Raw genomic sequence first — 25,121 nt, 5'->3', positions numbered from 1 at the left:
CCTGCCGGGCGTACTGGCGGAGCGGCGGGGAGGTGCGCGCCGGGGTAGAGTCGCACCTCCCGTGAATCGCATCTCCGCCAGAGTGTTCGCCGCCGTGGGTCTGCTCTTCGTCGCCTCGGGCATGAGCGGGCTCGTCTTCGAGGTCATCTGGGTCCGCTACCTGACGCTGGTGGTGGGCCACACCACGTTCGCGGCGAGCCTGGTGGTGTCCGCCTTCCTGGCGGGGCTCGTGCTGGGCAGCCTGGGGTGGGGCCGGGTGGCGGACAGGCTGAAGCATCCGCTGCTGGCGTATGGGTTGTTGGAGGCGGCCACGGGCGTGCTCGCGCTGGGCATCACCCGGGTGCTGGCCACGCTGCCCGAGTGGCTGTCCGTGCTGGGCCTGCCGGGCGGAGGGCCGCTGCCGGTGCGCGGGGTGCTGGCCTTCCTGCTGGTGCTGCCGCCCACCTTCGTCATGGGCGGGACGCTGCCCGTGCTCATGCGCTTCGTGGCGCGCGAGCTGGAGGGCCTGGGGCGCTCCTTCGGGGTGCTGTACTCGCTCAACACGCTGGGCGCGGCGCTCGGCTGCGGGCTGGCGGGTTTCTACCTCATCGGCGCGGTGGGGCTGTGGCGCACGGCGGCGCTCGCCGCGGGGCTCAACGTGCTCGTGGGACTCGCGGTGGTGCTCCTGCACGTGTGGCTGCGCCCCGAGCCGCTCTCCGCCCCCGCGCCCGCGGCGCCCGAGGTTTCGGGTGGGGACTCCGCCTTCCAGGGCTCGCGCCGCACGTTGCTCGTCGCGGCCTTCGCGCTGTGTGGCTTCGCGTCCATCTCCTACGAGGTGCTCTGGTTCCGCGTGCTGTCCACCTCGCTGGACTCCACCACGTATGCCTTCACCATCCTGCTGGTGACGTTCCTGCTGGGGCTCGTGGTGGGAGGGTTCGTGTACTCGCTGAAGCTGGCCGGGCGGGTGCGCGAGCTGGAGCTCTTCGTCACGGTGGAATCGCTGCTCGCCTTCGCGGGGTTGTTGTCCATGGCGCTGCTGGGCATGTCGCGCCCGGTGAGTCAGTTGCTGTCCGGCCTGGTGGGAGGCTGGGGCCCCAATGCCGTGTACGTGGGCATGCTGCTGCACGCGGCGCTCGTCATCCTGGTGCCCGCGTCGCTCATCGGCGTCATCTTCCCGCTGGTGGTGCAACTCACCACGCGGCACGTGGCGAACGCGGCCAGCAACGTGGGCCTGCTGTACTCGGTGAATACGCTGGGCGGCATCGTGGGCTCGCTGGCGGTGGGCTTCGTGCTGGTGCCGGCGGTGGGGACGCAGTGGACGTTCGTCCTGGTGTGCGCGCTCAACATGGCGCTGGCGCTCGGGGTGCAGGCGCTGGACACGGAGGCCCGGCCGCGTGCCCGCCGGAGCATGTGGGCGGGGGCGGCGCTGCTCGCGGTGGCGGTGGTGATGGTGCCGGGGGATTTGCTGGTGCGCGCCTTCGCCGACCATGTGGACTCACGGGTGCGCTTCGTGCGCGAGGGCGTGGACGGCGCGCTGGCGGTGCTCGAGTACGACAGCGAGTCGGTGTGTGACTCGGGGCTGTACGCGTGTGGCCCGGGGTGCCGGGAGCGGGGCTTCCGCCACCAGCAGTTGCTGTTCGGCTCGGTGTCGTACGCGAACACGGCGCTGCCGAGGAAGCGCTACATGGCCACGCTGGCGCACCTGCCCATGCTGCTGCACCCGGAGCCGAGGGAGGTGCTGCAGGTGTGCTTCGGCACGGGCAGCACGGCGGGCTCGTTCGCGAGCCACCCGGGCCTGCGCTCGCTCACCATCGTGGACACGAATCCGGACGTGCTGGCCGCGGCGCCCCACTTCGCCGAGCACAACCACGGCGCGGCGGAGGATCCGCGCACGCACGTGGTGTTCGACGACGGGCGCCACTTCCTGCTGACGGCCCAGGGACGCTACGACGTCATCTCCTTCGAGCCGCCGCCGCCGCGCTCGGCGGGGGTGGTGGGGCTCTACACCACGGAGTTCTACCGGGAGGTGAAGCAGCGGCTGGCGCCGGGAGGCGTGCTGGCGCAATGGATTCCCTTGCAGCAGCAGCCGGACAACCTGACGCGGGGCATGGTGGCCTCGCTGCTGGAGGCCTTCTCCGAGGTGACGCTGTGGATTCCCTCGGACTACGAGGCAGTGCTGGTGGCGGCGGACCGGCCGCTGGGAGTGGACGTGACGGGCTGGGAGGCGCGGTGGGCGCAGACGACAGTGGCGCGCTCGCTGGCGGACGTGGGCTTCACCTCGCCGTATGGCCTGATGGGCACGTACGTGGCGGGCACGGAGGCGCTGCGGCGCTGGACGCGGGGTTATGCGCCGGTGACGGATGACCACCCGGCGGTGGAGTACTTCTTGTTCAACGCGGACAAGCCATTCGACCCGGAGGCGCTGCTCGCTATGGCGGAGCGTCCCGCGCTGGTGCGGGGAGAGGGATTGGACGGGGTGCGGCTGTCGCGCGAGCTGGAGGCCAACCGGCGCGTGCTGGAGTCCACGCGGCTGAAGCGGGGAGGGGAGTGGGACGCGGCGCGGGCTCGGGTGGAGGAGGCTCGCGCGCAGGTGGGGGACAACGCCTTCCTGTCCTTCCTGCTGGACCTGGAGCTGGACTGCCTGCGGCCCGTGGGGCGGTGAGCCGTCAGTAGACGATGTAGTCGAGCTTCTCGAGGACGGACTTGAGCTCTTCGGGGGTGGTCCCGTACCGCTTGGCGACCGTGGGGGCGTGATAGGTCACGGCCACGGTGGACGGCGGGTCCATGTCGGGATTGGCCACGATGATATCGGACCGGCCCGGCCACTTGAGGCTGCTCAATTCCTGGCTCCTGCCGAGGGGATTCAGGATGGTGAAGCAGGGCCAGGGAGGCAGGCGCAGGGTCCGCATGTCACAGCTGTGGAACCGGCAGCCCTGCAGTCGTGCCTCGGTGAAGTCGCAGTCCTCGATGCCGCCATTCTCCCGGCCCGGTAAGTGCGGCAGCCGGTGTCCGAAGTCACAGTCCGTCAGACGTCCGGTGAACCGGCAGCCTTTCAGGAACGCGCTCGACCAATCATGATGCTTCAGCTCCTGCTTCACCTGAATGGTGCAGTCGATGAAGCGCGTGGGCAGGATGTGCAGCCAGCCCGCACTCACGCGAGTCACCACCGTGCAGCGCCGCAGCGTCAGGTTCGGACCGAGATAGTAGTTGCCCTCTTTGTTATCGGTCAGTTCCAGCCGCTCGCCTGCTAGTTCCCGGTCCTCGTAGATGACGTTCATACGTCCCACACGGGAGCGCAAGCACGCCCGTCAAGCCGCCGGGCTGTCAGTAGTCCTTGCTCCAGATGACGTCCGCGCCGCCCTGCTGGGCGTCTCCGTACTCGCCCTCGACGCTCCACTGCGGGCTGAACTGGTACTCCAGCCGCACGGCGTTGTTGTTCTCGCGCCGGGTGCTGGAGCCGGACTGGGTCTGCGCGGCGCCCAGGCGTCCGGTGTAGCCCAGGTACAAGTCATCCGTGAGGTACGTGCCCACCTCCAGCCGTGCCCCCGAGAAGCCCTCCTCGCCGGCCTCGATGGTGAACACGTCCAGCGGCAGCTTCGCGGCCAGGGCCTTGCGCGCCTGCGAGGCCAGCGCCGAGCCCAGCACCGAGGCCACCTGCTCCTGGTTCATCGACGACCCGCCGCCGCCCGCCTTGAGCGTGCGCCGGCCCGTGGCCAGCAGCGTGTAGATCTCCGTCTCCGGCAGTGGCGGCTCGCTGGTGGGCTTGATGGTGAACTCCTTGCCCTGCCCGCGCACGGTGATGAAGACCTTCACGCCCGCGCGCTCGTTGGCGTACTCGGCGGTGGCGTTGATGTACGGCATGGCCGCCGGGCCGGTGAAGCGCACCTGGCTGGAGTTCTGCACGGTGAGGCGCCGGCCCATCACCTCCACCTCGCCGCGCAGCACGCGCACCTCGCCGTAGATGGAGGTGGCGTCCGAGTACTCGACGCGGAAGTTCTCCGACAGGCCCACCTCCGCGTTGACGTCCGAGCCCCGCACCCAGATGTTCTTCGGCGCGTTCACGTTGACGATGTACTGGCGCTGCGGCTCCTCGTCCTCGTGCACCGGGCCCGCGCCTCCCGTGGCCGTCCCCGGGCTGGCCGTGTCCGCGGGAGGCGTCCGCTTGCGCCTGGATGCCTTCATCGGCGTTCCGTTGCACACCAGGACGATGCCCTCGGGCCGGTCCAGAGACTGGAGATCCTTGCGTTTGGCCTCGGGCAGGAGGATGTGGGCCTCTGGGATGAAGAGGTTGCGCAGGTTGACGAGCCGGCTGGACACCTCGCCCTCGAACTCGGTGCGCAGGCGCAGCTGCGCCAGGAGCTGGTCCTCGTAGACGAGCGGGAAGTCGTCGAGGTTGCCCTCGCCGGTGAGCGAGTACGCCTCCGCCGACGTGCGATCCGCCCGGGCCTGGAACTTCAGGGTGCCGCCGCCGCTGCTCGCGGAGAGGTCCGAGAGGTTGAGGTGCTTGTCGGTGACGTCGAGCGCCACGTGGATGTCCTGGTAGTCGCCCATGCCTTCCAGGGCGAGCCGGCCCTTCACCCACTCGAGCGTGCCCCGGTAGGTGGGCGCGCCGACCGTGCCGCCCACGTGCACCTTCTCCATGCGCAGCACGCCGCCGATGGTGCGCACCATGGGCAGCTGCGAGCCGGAGAGGAAGGACAGGTCGAACTGGTGCGCGTCCACGTCCACGTCCAGCGGCGCCCGCGAGAAGTCCACGCCCTTGCGCAGCGTGGGCAGGGACAGCTCCTGCGTCACCTGGCCCTTGGCCATCATCGTGCCGCCCCGGGGCGCGGACAGGAGCGCGTTGAACACGGAGCGGGCGTCCTCGTAGGTGTAGTGGAGGCGCGCCTGGCCGAGGCCAATCTGGCTCAAGCCGATGTTCTGCACTCCGGCGGTGAGGTCCACCTGCGGATCCGCCAGCGTGCCGCGCGCCCGCAGGTTCAGCGACAGGACGTTCTGGATGTCGGTGCTTCGCGAGTCCTGCTCCTCGGTCCGGCAGACCGAGCCCGGCCGCCCTCCGGCGTGGGAGGACGCCAGGCCCATCAGCTCGCGCTGGGAGATGGGGCCGGCCCGCACCGCGAGCGTGAAGGGGATGTAGCCCACCACCTCCTGGTCCTGCAGGGCGGCGATGGGCGCCTCGACGTGGGCGTCCAGCTGCGCCAGCAGCGTGCTCTCCCGCCGCGCGACGAGCTGCAGCCTCACGGAGTCCTTGTCCGTGTTCAGCGCGAGGTTGCCGTCCAGTGGCTGGATGCCATTCACCGTGGCCCGCTTCGCCTCCACCTTCAGCTCGCCCACGGGGGCCAGCAGGGGGCCGGTGACGTTGGCCGTCATCGACAGCATGCCGCCCGCGCGATCGGCCACGCCCAGCTGCGACAGCAGCCCCAGGGGCATCTCGCTGATGTCGGCGCGCAGCTCGCGCATCGGCGTGTCCAGCACCTGCGCCGCCGTGGGCGGGTTCGTCAGCAGCCGGCCGAGGGTGAAAGGCGTCGCGAGGCTGGCGGTGGCCTTGGAGCCGATGCCGTGCAGGTCCAGGCTCGCGCTGAGCGTGCCGTCCTGGTCATCGGAGCGGGCGGTGAGCTCGAAGCCGAGCGGCTCTCCGCGCAGCTCGGGAGGCAGCGAGCCCGGCGCGAGCACCACGGGCGGAGGCTGCCGCGGAGGCACACCCCAGTAGCGCAGCCCCGAGCCCTTCAGCGTGAGCTGCAGGCGCGGATCATTCGCCAGGCCCTGGAGCGTCATGTTGCCGGAGAGCATGCCGGTGGCGGACTCGGGCTGTCCGGCCATGCGCAGCGCGGGGCCGATGTCCACCTGGTCCAGGGTGAGCTCCAGGTCCACGGGCTCGCGGCGGTGCTGCATCAGCGCCTGCACCGGCACGTCGTACTTCGCGGAGATGCGGCCCGCGGGCGCGTTGGCGGCGAAGGTGCCGGTGGCGCGGTCGCGCACGTAGCGGCCCCGCAGGTCGAAGCCCAGGTCCGCGTACTGCTGGTAGCGGCCCCCGCGCAGCGTGAGGTCCACCGTGGCGTCCGGCCGGGCCATGCGGCCGTTCACCGCCACCTGCCCGGAGAGCTGGCCGTCCACGTCGAGCGAGGCGGGCAGGAAGGCCTTGGGCAGCTTTCCGAGGTCGAAGTCGCGCAGCTCGGTGCGGGCGTTGATGCGCTCGCCCTCCATGCGCAGCGACAGCGAGAGGGCCTGGGGCCCGGAGGCGAGGGTGAGGGGCTCCTTCTCCGTGGCCACCTCCACGCGGCCGTTGCCCCAGCCCAGGTGGGTGGGGCGCTGGAGCGTCCAGCCGGCCTCGGGGTAGCGCAGGGTGAGCGTGTCGAGCCCGAGGCCTTCGTTGTCCTTGTCCACGGTGCCCTTGAGCGCCACGAGGAGGTTCGTGGCACCGCCGGTGGTCACGGTGGCCTCGAGGGCACGGCCGCGGGTGACGAGCGAGGCGTTCAGGTCCTCGTAGGTGCGGCCGGCGGCGCTCAGCTTCGTGGCCTTCAGCGTCGCATCCGTGGTGAGGGGCTGGGTGACGTCGGGCACCCGCGCGTCGAGCGTGAGGCCCTGCACGGACGTGTCCGCCCAGGCGAGGGCCTCGAATCCACCCTGGAGACTGGCGGCGGGGTGGCGCGCCGGGCCGGACACGGTGAAGTCCAGCGAGCCGCGGCCCGACAGGGGCAGGGGCTCGCCACTCCCCAGACGGCCCACGGTGTTGGCGAAGGCGTCCAGGTCCGAGGCCACGAGCCGGCCCTCGAGCCGCAGGTCCTCCTGGGTGCCGCCGCCGCGCGCGTCGAGGCTGGCGCCGGGGGCCTGGGCCGTGAGCTGGGAGAGCTCGAAGCGGCCCTGCTTCGCGCTCGCGTGCAGCTCCACCGGGCCGAGCGTCCGGCCTCCCACCTGCGAGGGGGGCATGGTGAGGTCCACCGTGCCATCGAGCGTCTCCAGGCTCTTGCCGCCGCCGGTGACGCGCAGGTCCGCGGCGAGCACGGTGCTCGGTCCGCCGCCCAGCAGCTTCCCCAGGTCCAGCTGGCGCACGCGGGCGGTGAGGCCGTCGGTGCGCAGCCGCTCCACATCCAGCGCCCCCTCCACCTCGGCGGTGCCGTCGGCGGCCTTCGCATCCAGGTCCACCCGCACCGTGTCTCCCGCCTGGGCCACGGTGCCCGACAGGGTGACGGGCGCGGCCAGCGGGTAGGAGGGCAGGAAGGCGCGCGCCGTCTCCGGGGCCACGCTGAGCTGCTTCACCTCGACGCGGGCCTGCTTCTCGCCCTCCAGTCCACCGGTGGCCTTCACTTCGAGGCCCGGGCCACTCATGTCCACGTCGGCGCTCAGCTTGCCTTCCTCGCCCTGGGCCTTCAGGGCCAGGCGCACCGGGCCCGTCACGGGCTTGCCGAGGCTGGCGGTGGCATCGAGCTTCGCGTCGAGCGCCTCGGTGGCCGAGGCCCAGGAGGCCGCGCCCGTGGCATCCAGGTCATCCAGGCGCACCTCGCGGTTGCCCTCGGGGGCCTCCGCCACGTAGTCGACGGAGCCGTCCTCGAGCTGGAAGTCCTCGAGGGTGAAGCGCAGGGTGCCGCGCGGCGCGTTGGGGTCCTCGGGCTGCGGGGGCTTCCGGGACTCGATGGCGCGCGAGAGGTTGAGGCCGCGCTCGTCCTGGCGGAGGTAGAGGTGGGGCTGCTCCACGCGGGCGGAGCGGAGCACCACGTGCTTGCTCGCCAGCGGGGTGAGCGCCAGCTGCGCCTCCACCCGCTCTATCTCCGCCACCAGCTCGCCCTCGGGGTCGTACAGCTTCACGCCGGTGAGGACGACGGAGCGCGGGCCAATGTCCATCCCGCCCACCTCCAGCCTGCCCGCGAGCTGCTCGTTCGCCTGCTGGACGACGAGCGCCTGGAGGCGGGCTTCACCGGCGGGTCCGGTGGCATAGATGAGCACGCCGGCCACGAGCACCAGCACCAGCCCGAGGAGACCGAGCAGTCCCCACAGTAGCCATCGACCCCGGTGCTTCTTCAAAACGCTTCTCCGATCGACAGGAAGAACGTGCAGAGTCCTTCCGGGCTTCCAGCATAGAGGTGGGTGGCCGCCGCGGTGGGGTCCACTCCACCGAGTCCGAAGCAATCCCCCAGTCCCCCCAGTGTTTCCGTCGCTCCGGAGGCCGGGTCGAAGATGGGCAGGGGCCTGCCGATATTCAACCTCCGGGCCAGGTCCAGCCGCAGGGGGCCGACGATGGTGACATAGCGCACACCGAGCCCCACGGCCTGGTAGTGGTAGTCCCCGAAGACGCGGCCGCTCTCCTTGCGGACGTCGGACTGGTGGGCGCCGATGTTCAACGGTCCAGCGCCCACGAGGCCGGTGTCATGGAAGGCGGCGAGGTACAGGTTGCCGATCAGCTTCATGCGCAGCTCCACCGAGGTCTCCACGAGGCTGTTGCCGCCGATGGGGACGATCTGGTCCGAGGGGGACAGGGTGGCGTCCTTGCTGATCCGGTTCATGGGCGAGAGCCGCCGGCTGTTGAAGCCGCGCATGGAGGCGCCGCCGCCCGCGAAGAAGCGGTTGACGATGGCGCTCTCCTGGCGGATGCGCTCGCCCGCCTCGTTGGTGACCACGGGCGTCAGCAGCGTGCCCAGCCGCAGCCGCGCCGCCAGGGTGAAGCGCTCGCTGTCACCGAACGTGTAGTAGCCGCGCACGTCCGGCAGCACGCGCAGGAAGTCGTAGTCGCCCTGGAGGGGTCCGCCGCCCTCCTGCAGCGACAGCGCGGTGTAGAAGCCGTGCTTCGGCGCGATGGGATCATTGCGGCGGTCCCACTCCGCCACCTGCTCCAGGTAGCTCACCGAGATGTTGCAGGTGTCCGCGCCACCGCCCGCGGGGCAGCCCAGCACGAGGGGCGGCACGGTCGTCTGGTCCTGCAGGCCCCGCTGGCCCTGGAGCCGGTAGATCTCCAGGTTGTAGCTGGGGAAGAGGGAGAACTCGGGGTAGGGCTGCCAGATGACGCCGCCGCGCAGGCGCCCGCCGATGAAGTTGTAGGCCTGCTCCAGTCCGCGCTCCCCGGTGAGCGTCGTCTGCAGCCGCAGGTCGCGGGCGAGGAAGCGCGGTTGCTCGAACTGGGTGGACAGCTGGAAGACGAGGCCGTGGGGGGTGCTGAGGTTGGGGGCGTCCAACACGCCGTCCCCATTCGAGTCGATTCGATCGAAGGCGGCCCGGATGTCGGGGATGAAGGCATAGCCCACCCGGCCGCCCACGGTGAGCCGGCGCAGGCCGCCGAAGAAGTTGCGGTCCGTCCACTCGCCCACCGCGCGCACCTCCTGCCGGGCCGCGTCCAGGCCGATGCCGCCACCCAGGCGGATGGAGCGGAAGGGCGCCTCGCGCACGTCCACCACCACCGGCACCGTGCGGGCCTCGCGGTCCGGCGCGCCGCGGTTGACCTTCACCGCGCCGAACACGCCCATGCGGAACACGCGCGACTGGGCCTCGGACAGCGCCGACTCGCTGTACCACTCGCCCTTGCGGATGGCGCCCTGCGCCTGCTCGATGATGCGCCGCGGCTTCACCTGCGGGTTGGCGTCCGTGGCCACGAAGATGTTGCCGAAGCGGTAGCGCAGGCCCGGCTTCACCTCCAACAGCACCTTCGCCTCGCTCGTCGCCAGGTCCACCTGCACCTCGCCGCCCACCTCCGCCTCGGCGTAGCCCAGCTCGCGCAGGCGCTGTTGCATCAGCTCCTTCGTCTCCTCCCAGCCCTCCTCGCGGAAGATGGGCCGCTCCTCGCCCTCCCGGGCCGGCTCCAGCGGCAGCTCCGCCAGCACCCGCGCGGCGTGCTCCGGCGGCAGCCCCTCCATCCCCTTCACCTCGAACGTGCCCACCCGGGTGGGATTGCCCTCTTGCGCCACCTTCACCCGGAGCGCGACGGCGTGCTCCCCCTTGTGCACCACCGTGTCCTCGAGCTGCTCCGACTCGAGCTGCATCTGGTAGTAGCCCTGCGACTGGTAGAAGCGCTTGATGCGCCGCAGGTCCGCGAGCCACGCGTTCTCGTCGAAGTAGTTGGGGCCCACGAAGGGGTTGAGCGGCTCCCACCAGGGGGTCTCACTGGTGACGATCTTCTCCTTGATGTCGGAGGCCTTGACCTCGTCGGCGCCCTCGATCTTCAGGTCCACCACCTTGGGCTGGTCCGGCCGGGTGGCGCGCGAGGAGGAGCCACACCCGGCCGCGAGGAGGAGCAGGAGGCGGGTACCGCGAAGCAGTTGGCGAAGAAGGGAGTCCGCGACGTCCACCTGGGATACATAGCCCGGACGGCCCGGGATGCACCCGCTCCGCGTGGAGCGTCTCCGCCAGCGGACATTTGATGCCCTCCGGGGAGGCGGCTCTGTCCGCTGGATCGCGCCCGGAGGCGCGTGGGACGTGCATCCGGCGCCCGCCTGTTCCAGAGTGGGGCCGTATGTCATGGCCAATCAGAGGATTCCTGGCGGCGGCGCTGGTGGTGCTCACCTCGTGCGGTGTGAGCGAGGACGAGGTCGTGCAGATCCGCGAAGGGCAGACGTTGGGCTCGCCGGACAGGCAACTCACCTACTGCACCACCTTTGGCTGCCAATACGCGGATGAGGCCTGTCTCGAGGTGTTCTTCGAGTACGGCCGTTCGCCCGCGCTGTGCCTCACGCTCGACGTGTGCGAGCGGCTGCAGTGCGCCAAACAGGGCAACGAGTGCGCCATCTTCGACGGCTTCCCCGGCCAGGTGAAGTGCATGACGCCGAGGTAGGGCGGAGGTAGCGCGGTGGCACCGGGCCCCCTCCGGGGAGAGGGGCCCGGGCCGGTGCGGACACCTCAGCGGCGCGCCGAGGCGGTGAGCAGGCCCAGCCGCTCGGCGGCCTTGCGCGTCTCCTCGGTGGACAGCAGGTCCTCGACGTTCTGGCTCATGCGGTAGGACCAGTTGGCGTCGCTCATGGAGCCCGGCAGGTTGATGCGGTCGCGCGTGCCGAGCACGTCCTGCCAGGGCAGCACGCACAAGTCGCTGCCCGCGTTGAGCGCGGCGGCGAGCATGGCCCGGTGGATGTCCGGGGAGAACTCCTTGGTGACGCCCAGGCCCTGGAACTCGGGGTAGACGCGCGCGATGGCCAGGCGCTCCTCCTGGGAGGCGGCGTTCTCCCACCAGTCGGCCACGGGCTCGGTGTCGTGGGTGCCGGTGGTGACGAGCGACACGGCGGGGAACTCGTGCGGGTTGCGGTAGACGGCGTCGTCGCGCTCCCAGCGCATCACCCGGTAGCCCGGCAGGCCCAGGTCCTTGAGGATGGCGCGCACGAAGGGCGGAATCACCCCGAGGTCCTCGGCGACGATGCCCGCGTCCTTGGACAGGAGGCGGAAGTTCTTCTCGCCGTAGCGCTTCCAGGCCTCCTCGGTGTCGGGGATGAAGCGGCCGGTGGGCGTCTTCTCGTCGCGGATCCACTGGCGGAAGTAGCCCACCGCGTGGTCCACCCGGCGCAGGTCGTAGTAGCTGGCGGCCTTGACGGCGCGCGACTTGAGCCAGCGGTAGTCGTCCTTCTCCATCCGCTCGAAGTCGAAGTAGGGCAGGCCCCAGTCCTGGCCCGTGGCGGAGAAGGCATCCGGCGGCACGCCCAGGCGCGCGTCGCGGCGCAGGATGTCCGGGTGCGCCCACACGTCCGAGCTGTCCTGGCCGATGATGAAGGGCTCGTCCCCGCACAGCAGCACGCCGCGCGCCCGGGCCCGCTCGCGCACCGCGTTCCACTGCACCTCGGCCACCCACTGCAGCCAGGCGTGGTAGCGCACCTCGTGCTCCAGCCGCGCCGTCTCGGCCTCGAGCGCCTTGGGCTCCCGGTTCCTCAGCGGCTCCGGCCACTCCCACCAGGGCGCCTGGTGCCGCTCATGGGAGATGGCGGTGTAGAGCGCGTAGCTCTCCAGCCACTCACCCTGCTGCTTGCGCCAGGTGTCGAACTCCCTGGCGCGCGGGGCGTGGGGCCACTCGGTGCGGTCGAAGTGGTCGAAGGCCCGCCGGAAGGCCGCGCCCTTGAGGCGGAAGACCAGGTCGTAGCGGATGCGGGGGGCCGCGCGCGCCTCGGCGAGCATCCGCTTCTCCTCGTCGGAGAGCGCCGCCTCGCCGCCGGTGGCGTGGAACTCGGGCACACTCTCCAGGTTGATGAAGAGCGCGTTGAGCCCGAACGCCGAGCGCGTGGAGTAGGGGCTGGGGTCGCCCGGAGACGTGGGGAGCAGCGGCAGCAGCATCAGCAGGCGCTGGCGCGCCGCCTCCATCCACTGGAAGAGGCCGTCGAAACCGCCGAAGTCGCCAATACCGAAGTCGGTCTTCGAGCGGAGGGAGAAGAGCGGGAGCAGGAGACCGGAGAGCCGGCCGGTGGAAGCCATGGTGGGCGCACAATGCACCACGTGCCCCCGGGTGTGAACTGTCCTTGCGCTCAGGCGGGCGTCATCCTGTCCGCCTGTCCGCCTGGGGAGACCCCCCGGGCCCCCTCCTGGCCCCGGCCATTGACGGCAGGCGGGGGGGGCGGCATCCGTTCTCGTCCTGTGCGACTCCCCGTCTCCTTCTATGCGCGCCCCGCGCTCACCGTGGCCCGGGAACTGCTCGGCACCCACCTCGTCCTCGAGCAGGGGGGCTGGCGGCGGGTGGGCCGCATCGTGGAGACGGAGGCCTACGTGGGCGAGCACGACCTGGCCTGCCACGCCTCCAAGGGGCGCACGCCCCGCACCGAGGTCCTCTTCGGGCCGCCGGGACGGGCCTACGTCTACCTCATCTACGGCATGTACCATTGTTTCAACGTGGTGACGGACGAGGAGGGGGTGGGCTCGGCGGTGCTGGTGCGGGCGGTGGAGCCGGTGGAGGGCCTGCCCGAGGACGCCCGGACGGACGGGCCGGGGCGGCTGTGCCGGGCCCTGGGGCTGACGCTGGCCCACAACCGCTGGGATTTGCAGGACGCGGCCCTCCACCTGACGCCGGGCGAGCCGGTGCCGGAGGCCCGGGTGGCACGGGGCCCACGCATCGGGGTGGACTACGCCGGGGAGTGGGCCCGGGAGCCCTACCGGTTGTGGATCCGGGACAGTCAACACGTGAGCCGTCCACCGGCCCGCCGTCCTGGAAAGCGGTCTTGACGGGGCACGGCATGACTGGAAGGGTGCGCCCCCAATGTCCGATGAGATGTCCGACGAGGCCGTCAAGGAAGAGGACCGGCAGCTCGTGGCGCGGGCCCAGGCCGGCGACATCAGCGCCTTCGAGGCGTTGGTGGAGGCCCATCGGGACAAGGTGTACGGCCTGACGCTGCGGATGACGCGCTCGGAGGCGGATGCCGCGGAAATCACCCAGGACACCTTCCTGTCCGCCTATCAACACCTCAAGGACTTCCGGGGGGACGCGGCCTTCGGCTCGTGGGTGCACCGGATCGCCGCCAACAACGCGCTGATGCGGCTGAGGCACCGGCGGGTGGTGCAGGCGGCCGAGGAGGAGCTCCAGGGCCCGGAGTTCACCGAGCGGGGGAGCCTGGCCGAGTACCCCCCCCAGGACTGGAGCCGGAGCGCCGAGGGCAAGATTCTGGACGCGGAGCTCGGGCGGGCCATCCAGGGGGCGACCGACCGCCTGCCCGAGGGGTACCGGGAAGTCTTTCTCTTGAAAGACGTGGAGGGCCTCAGTTACGAACAGATCGCCGAGGTGACGGGGGACTCCATCCCCGCCATCAAGAGCCGGTTGCACCGCGCACGGCTCGCGCTTCGCGAAGCCATTGACCGGTTCTACAATCAAGAAGGCAGTGCGGGCGGGTGAAACCCATCGGGAGGCTGGGCATCTTCGTGAATGACGAGGCAGTCCACGGCCGAGGTCCGGATGTACACGTGTAAAGACGCCATCAACCTCCTGTTGGACTTCCTCGATGGCGAGATGTCGCCCGAGGAGTCACAACACCTGCGCGAGCACCTGTCCGGGTGCGCGCCATGCGTCGATTTCCTGCGGACCTACAAGGCCACGCCGGGGCTGTGTAAGCGTGCGATGGCCCAGCAGATGCCGAAGGAAGTCTCCACCAAGCTCACCGAATACCTACGCGCGCGCATCAAGAGCGCTTCGTGAAGCTCAACCTGAAGTCGCTGTCGTTGCCGGAGCTGCAGCAGGCCCTTGCCCCCGTGGAGCCCTCCGCGGTCGCGGTGCGCAAGGTGTTCGCCTCCGTGTTCGCCCATGGGGCCTCCTCGCTCGAGGAGGTGTGCCAGGCGCCGCAGGTACCGCGGCGCGTCGCGGAATTCCTGCGGGAAAACACGGAGATGACGCGCCTGGAGGTGGTGGAGCGGCGCAAGGCCGACGACGGCTTCGTGAAGTACCTCTTCGCCTCGCCCCTGGGGGGCCGGGTGGAGGCGGTGCGCATCCCCATCTTCGACCACAAGTACGTGGTGTGCATTTCCAGCCAGGTGGGCTGCGCGCTGGCGTGTGACTTCTGCATGACGGGCAAGCTGGGCTTCAAGCGCAACCTGCAGACCTGGGAGATTCTGGACCAGGTGATGCAGGTCCGCGCCGAGGCGGACCGGCCGGTGCGCGGCGTGGTGTTCATGGGGATGGGGGAGCCGCTGCTCAACTACACGGAGACGCTGCGCGCGGCGCAGATCCTCTCCCACCCGGCGGGCTTCGCGATTGCCGGGCCCTCCATCACCTTCTCCACGGCGGGCCATGTGCAGGCCATCCGGCGCTACGTGCGCGAGGGGCATCCGTACCGGCTGGCCTTCTCGGTGACGAGCGCCATCCCGGAGAAGCGGGTGAAGGTGCTGCCCATCGAGAAGACGCACCCGCTGCCGGAGTTGATCGACGCCATCCGCGAGTACGCCACGGTGCGGCGCGAGCGGGCGATGATCGCCTACGTGGCCATCAGCGGCTTCAACCTGGGGCGCGAGGACGCGGAGGCGCTGAAGACGGCCTTCGAGGGCATCCCCATCAAGGTGGACCTGATTGATGTGACGGATCCAACGGGCAAGTACCTGCCGCCCTCGGCCGAGGAGTTGAAGGCGTTCCGGGACCACCTGCAGATCCTGGGAGCGCCGATTGCGCGGCGCTATTCGGGAGGCAAGGACATCGGGGCGGCGTGCGGGACGCTGGAAGCTTCACAATACGGCGGCGTGGTGCTGCCGCCTCCGGTGGCCGCTGGTTAGGTTGCCGGGGCATGGTCGAGTTCCTCGACAACCTCATCTCCCACATCGGACTGCTGGGGCTGCTGGTGCTCGGGCTGGCGGCGGCGGTGGAGTACGTGGTGCCGCCGTTCCCCGGGGACACCATCACGCTGCTGGGCGGGGTGTACGCGGTCCGGGGTGAGCATCCCTGGCCCCTGGTGTTCCTGGTGGTGGTGGTGGGGAGCGTGGTGGGAGCGCTCATCAACTACCAGGTGGGACGGTGGCTGGTGGGGCGCTTCGAGCGCAAGCCGGGGGATGTGTTCTTCGGCATCAGCCATGCGCGGCTGGAGGCGGTGCAGTCGCAGATGCGGCACAAGGGGCCGTGGCTGCTGCTGGCCAACCGTTTCATCCCGGGCGTGCGGGGGCTGATTTTCGTGGCGGCGGGAGCGGCGCACATGCCGCGCAGCAACGCGCTGATACTCGGGGCGCTGTCGGCGATGGCGCACACGGGGCTGGTGTTGGCGCTGGGCGCGGCGGTGGGCGGCAACCTGGAGCGGCTGGAGGAGCTGATGTGGCGCTACCAGTGGGCCGTCCTCGGGCTGGTGGTGGTGGGCGTGGTGGCGGCGCTGGTGCGCGCCCTGGCGAAGCGGAAGGCGCAGACCACCTGAGCTCGGCGGTGGGACCTGTAGCAGGGGACCCGAAGAGCACCATTCAGGTATCCGACATGGGCACGCACTACGCGGTCATGATGAAGGACAAGGTCTATGATGCCTTCACCGGGCCGGAGGGAATGGTTCTGAGTGAGTACCTCAAACGGTTGGTGGCGCACGATGGTGTTCCTCTCTTGGAAGTGGTGAGCAGCCTATGAGCGCGCGGAGCTCGACCCCTTCGGAGCGTGACCGTCCCGTCTTCGTGTTGGATGTGTTGATGGGGATCCGGGAGGAGGCCCGGAGGGGGCGGCCCTTGTGGTTGTTTTTCGGGGCCGAGAACGCCGAGAACATGTGGTCCTATATCGCGGGCTATCTGCACTGCTGTTACCGCAACGGCTTCACCGATGAGGAGTGGGGCCGGTTCGTGGACTGGCTCGTGGACGTGAAGCACGAGTTCCCCGAGGGTGGAGGTTGGGTGAAGAAGTTTCTCGACGACTGCGGTGGCGACCACGTCAAGGTGATCATGAAGTTCCTCGACCTCGCCGCGGAGTTCGTTGCCACGCAACGGGGCTGAGCACCAACTCCCTCAACTGTCGTTCATCCATCCGTCGTCCTCGGGAGGCGTTGAGCGCACGCGCGGAGCCGCGATCAAGTGGCGGTCATGCTCCGCTCCCATCCGTGGTTGCTGCTTCTCGTGGCCTTCGTGCTCGCTGGCGGTTGCCGGTGTGACGAGCCGCCCGTGGGAGGCACACGCGGGGACTTCGACGTGGAGGCGCGGGTGCTCGACTTCGGCCGGGTGCTCGAGGGCGACACGGCGCGCCGCCCCGTGACGGTGGTGGGCACCGGCCGCTCCAGTGTCACCGTCTCCGCCGCGGTGCGCGGCGGTCCCTTCTCCCTGGCCGAGGCCGAGGTGTCCGTCCCGGGTGCCAGCTCCGTGCCGCTGGAGGTGCTCTTCCCGGCGGGCAATGGTCCGGCGGAGGGCACGCTGGTTCTATCCTCTGGAGGGCGCACGGTGGAGGTGGCCCTGCGAGGGCAGGGCGTGCGACCGTTGGCGTGCGTGCCCTCGGCGCCGTGCCGCCAGTCCCGCTTCGAGCTGGAGACGGGCGTGTGCGTGGAGTCGGAGTCTCCGGACGGCGCCGCGTGCATCCCCGGCAGCCGGTGTCAGGAGAATGGACGCTGTCAGGCGGGGGCCTGCGTGGGCTCGCCGCGCACGTGTGACGATGGCAACCCGTGCACCCGGGATGCGTGCTCGCCGGAGCAGGGGTGCATCACCTCGCCGGTGGCCTGTCCCTCGCCGGCAAACCCCTGCCGCGTGGGCCTGTGCGACCGCGAGCAGGGGTGCACCGAGGTGGATGCCCGCGACCTCTCCGTCTGCGGCAAGGTGGACTGTGTCACCGCCCGGCTGTGCTTCTCCGGCACCTGCCGCGAGGTCCCCACCCCCGAGGGCTTCCTCTGCTCGCCCGCAACGCCCTGCCAGGGAGAGGGCCACTGCACTGCCGGCGAGTGCGTGCGTCCGGACGTGACGGAGCTCATGCCCGCCTTCGCCCAGGAGCTCGGTGGTGAGCCCTCGTTCTCGCCCGTCGGGCCGGTGTTGCTCTCGCAGGGGGAGTCCCTCTTCGCGTCGGTCTGTGACGGCGATGCCGGCTGCCGGTTGGTGTCCTATACGAGCGAGGGCTTCCTGCGCTTCGAGACGCCCTATCCGGAGGGCACGGCGCGCGCGCTGCTCGCCGTCTCGGACGCGGGCGTGGTGCTGCACGCGCCGGGGGCGCTCGAGTCCTATGCTTCCTCGGCGACGGGGGCTCCCCAGTGGCGCGTTCCCCTCGCGAGCCTCGAAGCGCCTCCGGGAGCGGGGGCTCCCTCCACCGGCGCGGGGCGCGTGGCGCTCGGACCCGAGGGGAACGTGGTGTCGCTCGTGTCGTGGACGGGTGGGAACCCGGCGCTCGTGGTGCTCGCCTCGGATGGCGGCGTGTTGCGCCAGGGAACCATGGAGGGCTTCGCGGAAGAATCACGAGTGGCGCTGGACTCGCGCGGAGAGGTATTCCTCTTCGCCGCGGGCGGGCCCCTGGTGCGCGCCGAGCCCGAGGACGGAGGCACGGGCTTCCGCGCCGTCCCGCTGCTCGAGGAGGTGCCGGAGTCGGGGGCCTCGCTGGCCGTGGCGGGGGACTGGCTCTTCGCGGGGACGCGCGCCTTCGTGGGCGTGGATGGGGGCCTGCCTTCCGTGGCGCGATGGGACGCCGGCACACCGGCGGTCCGGCCGCTCGACGAGCCCGTGCTGCTGCTGGAGGACACCGGTTACGCCTTCGCCCGCACGTGTCCGCGCACCGACGGCACGGCCTGCGCTCTGGAGGAGGAAGGGGTGCTGCTGCGCGCGTTCGACGCGCGAGGCGGCGCGGTCCGCTGGGAGGTGCCCGTCTTCCCGGACGAGGCTCCCGGGGTGCTTCACGAGGCCGCGCTGGTCCAGGGCGGTGGGGTGAGCACCGTGACGAGCATGCGGCTCGAGGGCGTGACGCGGGCCCACCTCCAGGTCTTCGCGGCGGGCGAGCGGCTGATGATGTGCCCGCTGCCCGGGACTCCCCGCGTGGTGGGGGCCACCTACGCGGGGCACTCCGTCTACGTCGTGCTCGAGCGGGAGGGCACCTGGCGGCTGGAGGCGTTCAATCTCGAGCCGTTCATCACGGCGGAGACGCGCGGGTGGTCCCAGGCGTCCGGCGTCTCCGGCTCGCGGCGCGCGAGCCCCTGAGCCTCAGCTCCTCCGCTCCAGCCGCTGCTCCTGCTTCTCCAGCCACAGGTCCTCGAAGCGCACCTGCGGAGGCGTCTGGTGCAGCCGCAGCCCCTGCACCAGCCCGCTCGCCGCCGCGTACACACGGTGGTGGAAGATGGGGATGACGGGGCACTCGTCGTGGGCGATCTTCTCCGCGAGCCGGTACAGCTGCTTGCGCTGCTCCGGGTCCACGGTGATGCGCGCTTCCGTCGTCAGCCTGTCGAACTCCACGTTGCGGTAGCCCATCGAGTAGACGGTCTGCGCCTTCGAATTGAGGTGGAAGTGGAGGAAGTTGTCCGGGTCCGGGTAGTCGGCGATCCACCCCACCCGGAAGGCCGGCAGCCGTCCCTCGCGCCGCCGCTCCGCGAACTCCTCCGCGCGCAGCTCCACGTGCTTGAGCTCCAGCAGCCCCGCCTCGAGCAGCGGCCGGAAGAGCACGGCGTCCTCGGCCGTCGTGTCCCGTCCCTTCGCGAAGTAGAGCGTGAGCTGCAACACCCGGATACCGGCCTCGCGCAGCAGCCGCTCCGCCAGGGGGATGTCCAGCCGGGGCTCGGGCAGGCGGCCCTCGTCATCCAGCAGCTCCGGCGGCGTCACCGTGCGGGCGATGCGCGCGCCCTTGTGGAAGCGATCCACCAGCCCCTGGAAGTCCATTCCCGCCCGGAGCGCCTTGCGCACCCGCACGTCGTTGTACGGCGCCTCGCGCAGGTTGAAGCCGAGGAACGACGTGGACGGCGTGGTGCTGGTGACCACCTGCTGCCCGTCCACCTCCAGCGAGCCCACGTGCATGGAGAACAGGTGCGAGACGAGGTCCACCTTGCCCTCCTGCAGGGCCAGCACGGCCTGCTCGCGCGAGTCCACCAGGTGGAACTCGAGCCGATCCAACAGCGGCTGTCCCTGGCGCCAGTAGGTGGGGTTGCGCTCGAGCACGATGAGCTCCTGCCCGAACTCCACCTGCCGGTAGGGGCCCGTGCCGAGCACCTGTCCACTCGGGCTCACCCGGCCCACCGCCGTGCGCGGCAGCGCCATCAACTGCAGGAAGAAGGCCTTGGGCTCCTCCAGGCGGATCTCCAGCGTCTGCTCATCCAGCACCTCGATGCCCGTCACCTCGCGCGCCTGGCCCGAGGCGAAGGCCCGGGCGCCCTCCACGTCCTCCAGCAGGGTGCGGTCCGGCGACTTCACCGCCGGGTCCAACAGCCGCTCGAAGTGGCGTTTCACGTCCCGCGCCGTCAGCGGCATCCCATCGTGGAAGGTGACGCCCTGGCGCAGGTGGAAGCGGTAGCGGCGCGCCGAGGGATCCGCCTCCCAGCGCTCGGCCAGGTCCGGCACCAGCACGCCGTCGTCCAGCCGCAGCAGGTTGGCGAAGACGCAGCAGCTCATCTCCAGCAGCTGGTTGTCCACGGCGAAGAGCGGATCCAACCCGCCCAGGGCCCGGACGAAGGCCGTCTGGTGGATGCCCGCGCGCACCGTGCCGCCCGTCTTCGGCTCCGGAAGCCGGAAGCGGAACACCTCGCCATCCAGGCTGGCCGCCTCGTGCGCCAGCTGCTCCACCGTGCGGCTCAGTCCGTCGCCGATGCGGATGACCTGCAGCGCGTCCTCCCGCACCCGCGCCACCTCCTCGCCGATGGCCGCGTCCCCGCGCATCAGCACGCCGTGCGCCGCGCGGATCTCCTCGATGGCCGTGCTCAACCGCACCACCGCGCCGGACAAGTCCCGGCCCGTGCGTGCCTGGCCCTCCGCCTTCTGCGAGGCCTCCTGCGCCAGCTTCGCCATCTGCTGCGTCTGGTGCACCAGCTCTCGTCCGTGCCCCGCCTGCTCCATGGCCGCCCGCGTCACGTCGTCCACGCGCCGCGCCACCCGGTGGCTGGCGTCCACCACCGTGGAGCCCTGGATCTCCAGCCGCTTCGTCTCGGCCAGCGTCGCCTCCACCGCCGAGAAGGTGCGCTGGGTGATGGTGCGGATCTCCATCAGCGCCTCGGCCGCCCGGTCTCCCAACTGCACGCCCGTGCTGGCCTGCTCGCGGCCCTCCTTCACCAGGGACACCGTCGTGTCCACCTCCCGGCGGATGCCGCCCACCATGGTGGCGATCTCCCGCGTGGAGCGCGCGGTGCGCTCGGCCAGGCTGCGGATCTCATCGGCCACCACGCCGAAGGGCCGGCCCTGCTCACCGGCCTGCGCGGCGATGATGGCGGCGTTGAGCGCCAGCAGGTTCGTCTGGTCCGCGATCTCCTGGATGACGTCCACGATGCGGCCGATCTGCGTGGAGCGGACACCGAGCGAGTCCACCAGCTCGGCGGCCTTGCGGACCGTCTCCTCCACCCGGTACATGCCCTGGACGCAGTCGTTGACGAGCACCTCGCCGCGCTCGGCGGTGGCCGTCACCGCGTGGGCCAGCTGGTTGGTCTCCGAGGCCCGGTGGCGCACGGCGTCGATGCCCGTGTGCACCACCTGGACGAAGGCCTCCGCCTCGCTGGCGAAGCGCGCCAGCTCGTCACCCGACGAGGCGATGTGGTGCAGCCGCTCGCTCATGGCCTGCACCTGCTGCGTGGTGCGGTGGGAGAACTCGTCCAGCGAGAGCAGCGCCTCGGCCACCTGCCCGAGCCGCTCGGTCATCTCCACCAGCGAGCTGTTCGTCTCCTGGGCGAAGGTCTCCAGCTGGGCCACGCGCTTGCCCGCGGCGTGGAGGCTCTGGCCCATGCTGTTCACCGACTCCTGCGAGCGCTCCACGGCTCCGCCCTGGCGGCGCGCGGCCTCCAGCAGCACCCGCACCTCCTCGGACACGCCCTGGCAGGTGCGGCGCACGTTGCTCGTCACCCGCTGCACCTGGCTGAGCGCGCGGCGCAGCGAGAAGAGCAGCCGGCGCACCTCGCGCTGATCCTCCACGCCGCTGTAGGCGTTGTTGGTGAGGTCTCCCTCGGCCAACCGGGTGAGCAGCCGGGTGCGCTGCGCGGCGCGCTCTCCGGCCCACTTGTACCAGAAGAAGTAGCTCGCCAGGAGCAGCAGCGGCGGGGTGCCCAGCAGCAGCACCGCCCAGCCCCTCCAGTCCGCGGGCTGGCCGGTGACGAGCTTGAGGAGGGTGCCCTGGCCGATGGCGAGCGTGAGCCCCCCGACGACCATGAAAGTGAGGAGATACTTTTTGGCGACCATGGGTGAACGGAGTCCCACCGTATCGTGCATTCTCGCCGGGGTCCTCAAATCGGCGCAGACTGGGGGCGTGCTCTCGCTCGTCTCCGCTCTCCTGCTCGCCCTGCCAGCGGGGGGCGCTCCGCCGCTCCCTCCCCGGGAGACCGCGCGTTTCGTCTTCGCCTGGAAGGGGGTGCCGGTGGGCACCGTCACCCTCTCCCTGGCACCGGAGGTGAAGCGCTTCACCTATACCTCGCGTCACCTGCACACCCGGGGCGAGCACGTGGGCGAGCGGGTGAAGGAGGTCTCCCTGGAGGTGGGGCCGGGGGAGACGGTGGTGGGGCGTGCGAGCATCCCGCAGGCGCTGTGGCTGTGGCGCGGCCCCCGTGCCCCCGGCTGCGTGACGGGGCGGGAGGAGCTGTCGGGCCGCGAGGGGCCGCACTGCGTCACGGCCGTGCGGGGAGACAGGGTGGAGGGGACGATGTTCGGCCAGCCCTTCACCGCGCGCTACGACGAGCGCGGGCGGATGGCGGCGTTGGAGGTGGGCGAGTCGCGCTTCACCGCGGTGGCACCGGGTGTGCGGCTGAGGGCGCCACCGGAGCTCTTCGCGGACGGCGTGCCCGTGGAGGGGACGTCGGGCCCGCTCGCCTTCTCACCGTCCTGGCCCCTCGTGGTGCGGCCGGGTTGGCTGACGGACTGGCGAGCGGCGGAGGCGCGGGCGCTCGCGGAGGCGGTGCACGCGGCGTTTCCGGAGAAGGGCCCGGGGGCCGCGGACTGGAGCGAGCGGGGCGAGGGCGAGGCGGGCGGGTGTCTGGCCCATGCGCTGCGTTTCGCGGCCCGGGCGGCGGCGCGGGGACGGAAGGTGGCGCTGGTGCACGGGCTGCTCGTCGTGGACGGAGGCCCGGGCCGGCCTCATGCCTGGGTGCGCGTGGGGCTCGCGGGAGGCGGCACGTTGGATCTGGATCCCACCTCGTTGGACCCCGTCACCCGGGAGACGCACCTGCCGCTCGCCGTGACCGAGCCGGGAGGGCCCTCGGTGGAGGCCGGGGAGCGGTGGTTGGCGCTGCTGCGCGGCGAGCACCGCGTGGTGCGTCAGCCCCTGTCGCGCTGAGGCTGGATCCTCCAGCTGCATCGGCTCCGCGGTGCGCCGGCCTGTGTTGAGCCGGGCCCAGCCGAGGTGTGAAAGGTCGTCTCTGGGGACTTCACTGGTAGACGTCTACCAGTCAGGTTTCATGTGTGCGTACATTGGAGTATATCAATGATAGACGTCTACCACTGGGCGAGCGGTGGGCCGGGCCGCTGGAGCGCCACGGTGCTCCTGCATGTGGCTGTACTCGTCCTGGTCGGCGGGTGCGCCACGGCCCCTCCGCGCGCGAGCCTGACGAGCGGCTTCGGGCTCCACTCGCGGCCCACCGCGCTGCGTAGCGATTCCGAACCCCGGCAACTCGCTGCCACTGCCGCGCCTGGAGCGCCGGAGGGCTCCGCGGGGGGATTCCCCGAGCAGACGGAGGAGTTCTTCCAGACGAAGGACTTCTTCCAGGTGGTGCAGGAGGCCAGCGGCCTCGGGGAAGAGGCGCGGCACCCGGCGGGCGCGGCGCTCTACCTGGAGCAGGCGCGCCAACTCCTGGGCCGGTTGGCGAAGACGCCCGTGACACAGCGGAGCTTCGCCCCGCGCCTGGCGCTGAGCTGGCTGCTGCGCGAGGTGCTCGAGGGGGGCGAGCGCGTGGAGTACGCCGACTTGAAGTGGCGCGCCGAGCGCTTCGAGCGGCTGGTGATGGTGCGTCCGGACGGCTACCTGGTGGCCGCGCTCGATGGCACGCCCCTTCAACGCCGGGGCCCTCTGCAACTGGTGGAGGGCGAGTGGACGGTGGGCCGCCTCGTGGTGGGCGGTTTCTACTTCTCACACGGGGGACTCTACTACCCGGTGACCGAGGCGCTGCGGCGCGAGGACAGCGAGCCCCTGGCGGAGCTGGGCCTGGGGAGGGATCCACTCAACGCCGCGTTGGATGGGGCCCAGGACGCCTTGGGAGAGATGACGCTGGCGCTGGCGCACTCCGTCCTCAACCCCATCCGCACGCTGGAGGACCTGGGCCAGTTGCCCACGACGGTGGCGTACCTGATGGCCACCTCGCCCGAGTACTTCGCGCGTTACGGCGCCATGTCGAGGGAGGACCAGATACGCGAGGCAGCGCGCCTGTCCACGCACCTGCTCCTGCTGCTCGGAGGCGCACGGGCCACGGTGGGCCGCATGGGCGGACTGGGAGCGGACCTGCCAGGACTGTCGCTCACGGCCAGGGGAGAGCTGGTGTTGGGCGAAGCCGTGGTGGCGGGCGCGGCGGGCACGGTGGGCGTGGACCTGAGTGCCTTCTCCATCCTCCACATGGCGGGGAAGGGCCGGGGCGGCAACACTGGCGGCGCGAGCGGCAAGTCGGGGAAGGCGTCCCAGAAGGCTCCGGCGCGGAGCCCCGGCAGGTGGACGTACAAGAAGCCCACCAACGAGTCCAAGCGCTCCCAGGACTACCAGGAGCAGGTGACGGGGCGGCCCGCGTGGTGGGTGTACCTGGTGGGCAACCTGGAGTTCGATGGCATCAAGCTGGGGGAATTGCTGGAGGCCAAGGGCCCCGGCTACTGCTCCTTCTTCGAGGCGGATGGCTCGCCCAAGACCTGGTACATGAATTCCGGCAAGTTCAAGCAGATGATGGATCAGGCCAGGAGACAATCGCAGATGGCCCAGCAGGTGGGGATGCCGGTGACCTGGCACGTTGCCGATGCCAAGGTCGCGGAGTTCCTTCGCAAGCTCTTCGAGAGAGATGACAAATTGGCCAACATCACCGTCCGCCATACACGGCCAGCGCAGTAGGGAGGAGCGCGCATGCAGGAGGACTTCTATGCCGGGGCGTACTGGGGACCGCGCAAGGAGACGGCGCTGGAGTGCGCCCGTCGCGCGGAGCTCTTCTTCCACATGTTGGCGCGGTGTGACCCGGCGTTCGCTCAATGGTACCGGGCGGGCCGGGGCTTTCCCCGCGAGCTGCCGGGCTGGCCCGTGCGCCCGGAGATGAAGGAGTTGGAGGCATTCTTCCTCAAGGGCGGGAACCGCACCGACGTCGGCAAGGAAGTCATCGAGGAACTGGGCTTCCATCAGATGGTGTGGAATGCCAAGAAGGATGCCATCCACGTCCACCTGAATTGTGGCGAATACTCCCCGTGGGGGGGCAATTCGTGCCTGTTCGCCCCACTCTGCAAGAGCACGGTCTGGGAGCGATTGGTCCGCTCGCCCGTGCTGGCCGAGGTGCTCACCAGTGCGGTCACGGCGTGGGATCCCGACTACGCCATGGCCAGTTCGACCGAGATGGTTCGCCTCATCAAGAAGAGGAAGAGAGAGGTCCGGGTGGGCTGGCTGACGTACCTGTCGCGCCGCCTGGGGAAGCTGCCGCCGCTGCCCGCGCCCGTGCGCATCGAGCCGGTGGGAAAGCTGGGCTGGCTCCTCGTGCTCTCCCCCGAGCCCATGACGGCCA

18 protein-coding genes are annotated in these 25,121 nt (G+C 70.7%); 13 read left to right on the top strand and 5 right to left on the bottom strand.

Annotated features, from left to right (window positions below; translation table 11 throughout):
• Positions 1–61 precede the first annotated feature (61 nt).
• Complete coding sequence (locus tag AC16DP_RS20750) at positions 62–2,641, top strand: fused MFS/spermidine synthase (protein ID WP_329730480.1); 2,580 nt, start codon at positions 62–64, stop codon at positions 2,639–2,641.
• Positions 2,642–2,645: 4 nt separating this feature from the next.
• On the opposite strand, the gene AC16DP_RS20745 is transcribed toward AC16DP_RS20750, so the two are convergent.
• From AC16DP_RS20745 to AC16DP_RS20735, 3 genes are read right to left on the bottom strand one after another with little or no spacing between them, the layout of a single operon-like run.
• Positions 2,646–3,257, bottom strand: a complete 612-nt coding sequence (locus AC16DP_RS20745) for a pentapeptide repeat-containing protein (RefSeq protein WP_329730479.1) — start codon at positions 3,255–3,257, stop codon at positions 2,646–2,648.
• A 46-nt stretch (positions 3,258–3,303) separates the two neighbouring features.
• Positions 3,304–7,998 carry a translocation/assembly module TamB domain-containing protein gene (locus AC16DP_RS20740; RefSeq protein ID WP_329730478.1) on the bottom strand — a complete coding sequence of 1,565 codons (4,695 nt, stop codon included), beginning with the start codon at positions 7,996–7,998 and terminating at the stop codon, positions 3,304–3,306.
• On the bottom strand, positions 7,995–10,250 hold the full coding sequence (locus AC16DP_RS20735) for a BamA/OMP85 family outer membrane protein (protein WP_329730477.1): 2,256 nt from the start codon (positions 10,248–10,250) through the stop codon (positions 7,995–7,997). Before AC16DP_RS20735 ends, AC16DP_RS20740 begins: the two co-directional genes overlap by 4 nt.
• 164 nt (positions 10,251–10,414) lie before the next feature.
• Here AC16DP_RS20735 and AC16DP_RS20730 point away from each other — a divergent pair, with 164 nt between their 5' ends.
• Complete coding sequence (locus AC16DP_RS20730; protein WP_329730476.1) at positions 10,415–10,732, top strand: hypothetical protein; 318 nt, start codon at positions 10,415–10,417, stop codon at positions 10,730–10,732.
• 65 nt (positions 10,733–10,797) lie between these two features.
• Here AC16DP_RS20730 and AC16DP_RS20725 read toward each other — a convergent pair whose 3' ends face one another.
• Positions 10,798–12,576 (bottom strand): 4-alpha-glucanotransferase, encoded by a 1,779-nt coding sequence (locus AC16DP_RS20725; protein ID WP_329730475.1) that lies wholly within the window; start codon positions 12,574–12,576, stop codon positions 10,798–10,800.
• Between AC16DP_RS20725 and AC16DP_RS20720 the strand changes: the two genes are divergently transcribed.
• The 8 genes from AC16DP_RS20720 to AC16DP_RS20685 all read left to right on the top strand — a co-directional run bounded on the left by AC16DP_RS20720 (position 12,508) and on the right by AC16DP_RS20685 (position 18,465).
• A complete protein-coding gene (locus AC16DP_RS20720; RefSeq protein WP_329730474.1) occupies positions 12,508–13,089 on the top strand; it encodes a DNA-3-methyladenine glycosylase in 582 nt (193 codons plus the stop codon). The two genes, AC16DP_RS20725 and AC16DP_RS20720, sit on opposite strands and share 69 nt — an antisense overlap.
• A 46-nt stretch (positions 13,090–13,135) precedes the next feature.
• Positions 13,136–13,753: an RNA polymerase sigma factor gene (locus tag AC16DP_RS20715; protein WP_329730489.1), complete on the top strand. Its 618-nt coding sequence runs from the start codon at positions 13,136–13,138 to the stop codon at positions 13,751–13,753.
• Positions 13,754–13,813: 60 nt separating this feature from the next.
• On the top strand, positions 13,814–14,053 hold the full coding sequence (locus AC16DP_RS20710) for an anti-sigma factor family protein (RefSeq protein WP_329730488.1): 240 nt from the start codon (positions 13,814–13,816) through the stop codon (positions 14,051–14,053).
• Entirely contained in the window at positions 14,050–15,117 is a 1,068-nt protein-coding gene (locus AC16DP_RS20705; protein ID WP_329730473.1) for a radical SAM protein, read from the top strand. The genes AC16DP_RS20710 and AC16DP_RS20705 overlap by 4 nt, the downstream gene beginning before the upstream one ends.
• An 11-nt stretch (positions 15,118–15,128) precedes the next feature.
• Entirely contained in the window at positions 15,129–15,743 is a 615-nt protein-coding gene (locus AC16DP_RS20700; protein WP_329730472.1) for a DedA family protein, read from the top strand.
• 56 nt (positions 15,744–15,799) lie between these two features.
• Positions 15,800–15,943 (top strand): hypothetical protein, encoded by a 144-nt coding sequence (locus AC16DP_RS20695; protein ID WP_329730471.1) that lies wholly within the window; start codon positions 15,800–15,802, stop codon positions 15,941–15,943.
• A complete protein-coding gene (locus AC16DP_RS20690) occupies positions 15,940–16,299 on the top strand; it encodes a hypothetical protein (protein WP_329730470.1) in 360 nt (119 codons plus the stop codon). Before AC16DP_RS20695 ends, AC16DP_RS20690 begins: the two co-directional genes overlap by 4 nt.
• An 87-nt stretch (positions 16,300–16,386) precedes the next feature.
• The gene (locus tag AC16DP_RS20685) at positions 16,387–18,465 is read left to right on the top strand and encodes a hypothetical protein (protein ID WP_329730469.1); all 2,079 of its coding nucleotides are present in this window, start codon (positions 16,387–16,389) and stop codon (positions 18,463–18,465) included.
• 3 nt (positions 18,466–18,468) lie between these two features.
• On the opposite strand, the gene AC16DP_RS20680 is transcribed toward AC16DP_RS20685, so the two are convergent.
• Positions 18,469–21,630, bottom strand: a complete 3,162-nt coding sequence (locus AC16DP_RS20680; protein ID WP_483956830.1) for an ABC transporter substrate-binding protein — start codon at positions 21,628–21,630, stop codon at positions 18,469–18,471.
• Between the two features lie 67 nt (positions 21,631–21,697).
• Between AC16DP_RS20680 and AC16DP_RS20675 the strand changes: the two genes are divergently transcribed.
• The 3 genes from AC16DP_RS20675 to AC16DP_RS20665 all read left to right on the top strand — a co-directional run.
• Positions 21,698–22,717 carry a transglutaminase domain-containing protein gene (locus AC16DP_RS20675; RefSeq protein WP_329727805.1) on the top strand — a complete coding sequence of 340 codons (1,020 nt, stop codon included), beginning with the start codon at positions 21,698–21,700 and terminating at the stop codon, positions 22,715–22,717.
• 147 nt (positions 22,718–22,864) lie between these two features.
• Entirely contained in the window at positions 22,865–24,466 is a 1,602-nt protein-coding gene (locus AC16DP_RS20670; RefSeq protein ID WP_329727804.1) for a Tox-REase-5 domain-containing protein, read from the top strand.
• A gap of 12 nt (positions 24,467–24,478) precedes the next feature.
• The coding region (locus AC16DP_RS20665) for an Imm52 family immunity protein (RefSeq protein WP_483956829.1) at positions 24,479–25,121 on the top strand (643 nt) is incomplete at its 3' end.

It is taken from the genome of Archangium sp. (genome assembly GCF_057119385.1).
The sequence above is the reverse complement of the archived record's forward strand: the minus strand, read 5'-3'. Positions and strand labels throughout refer to the sequence as shown.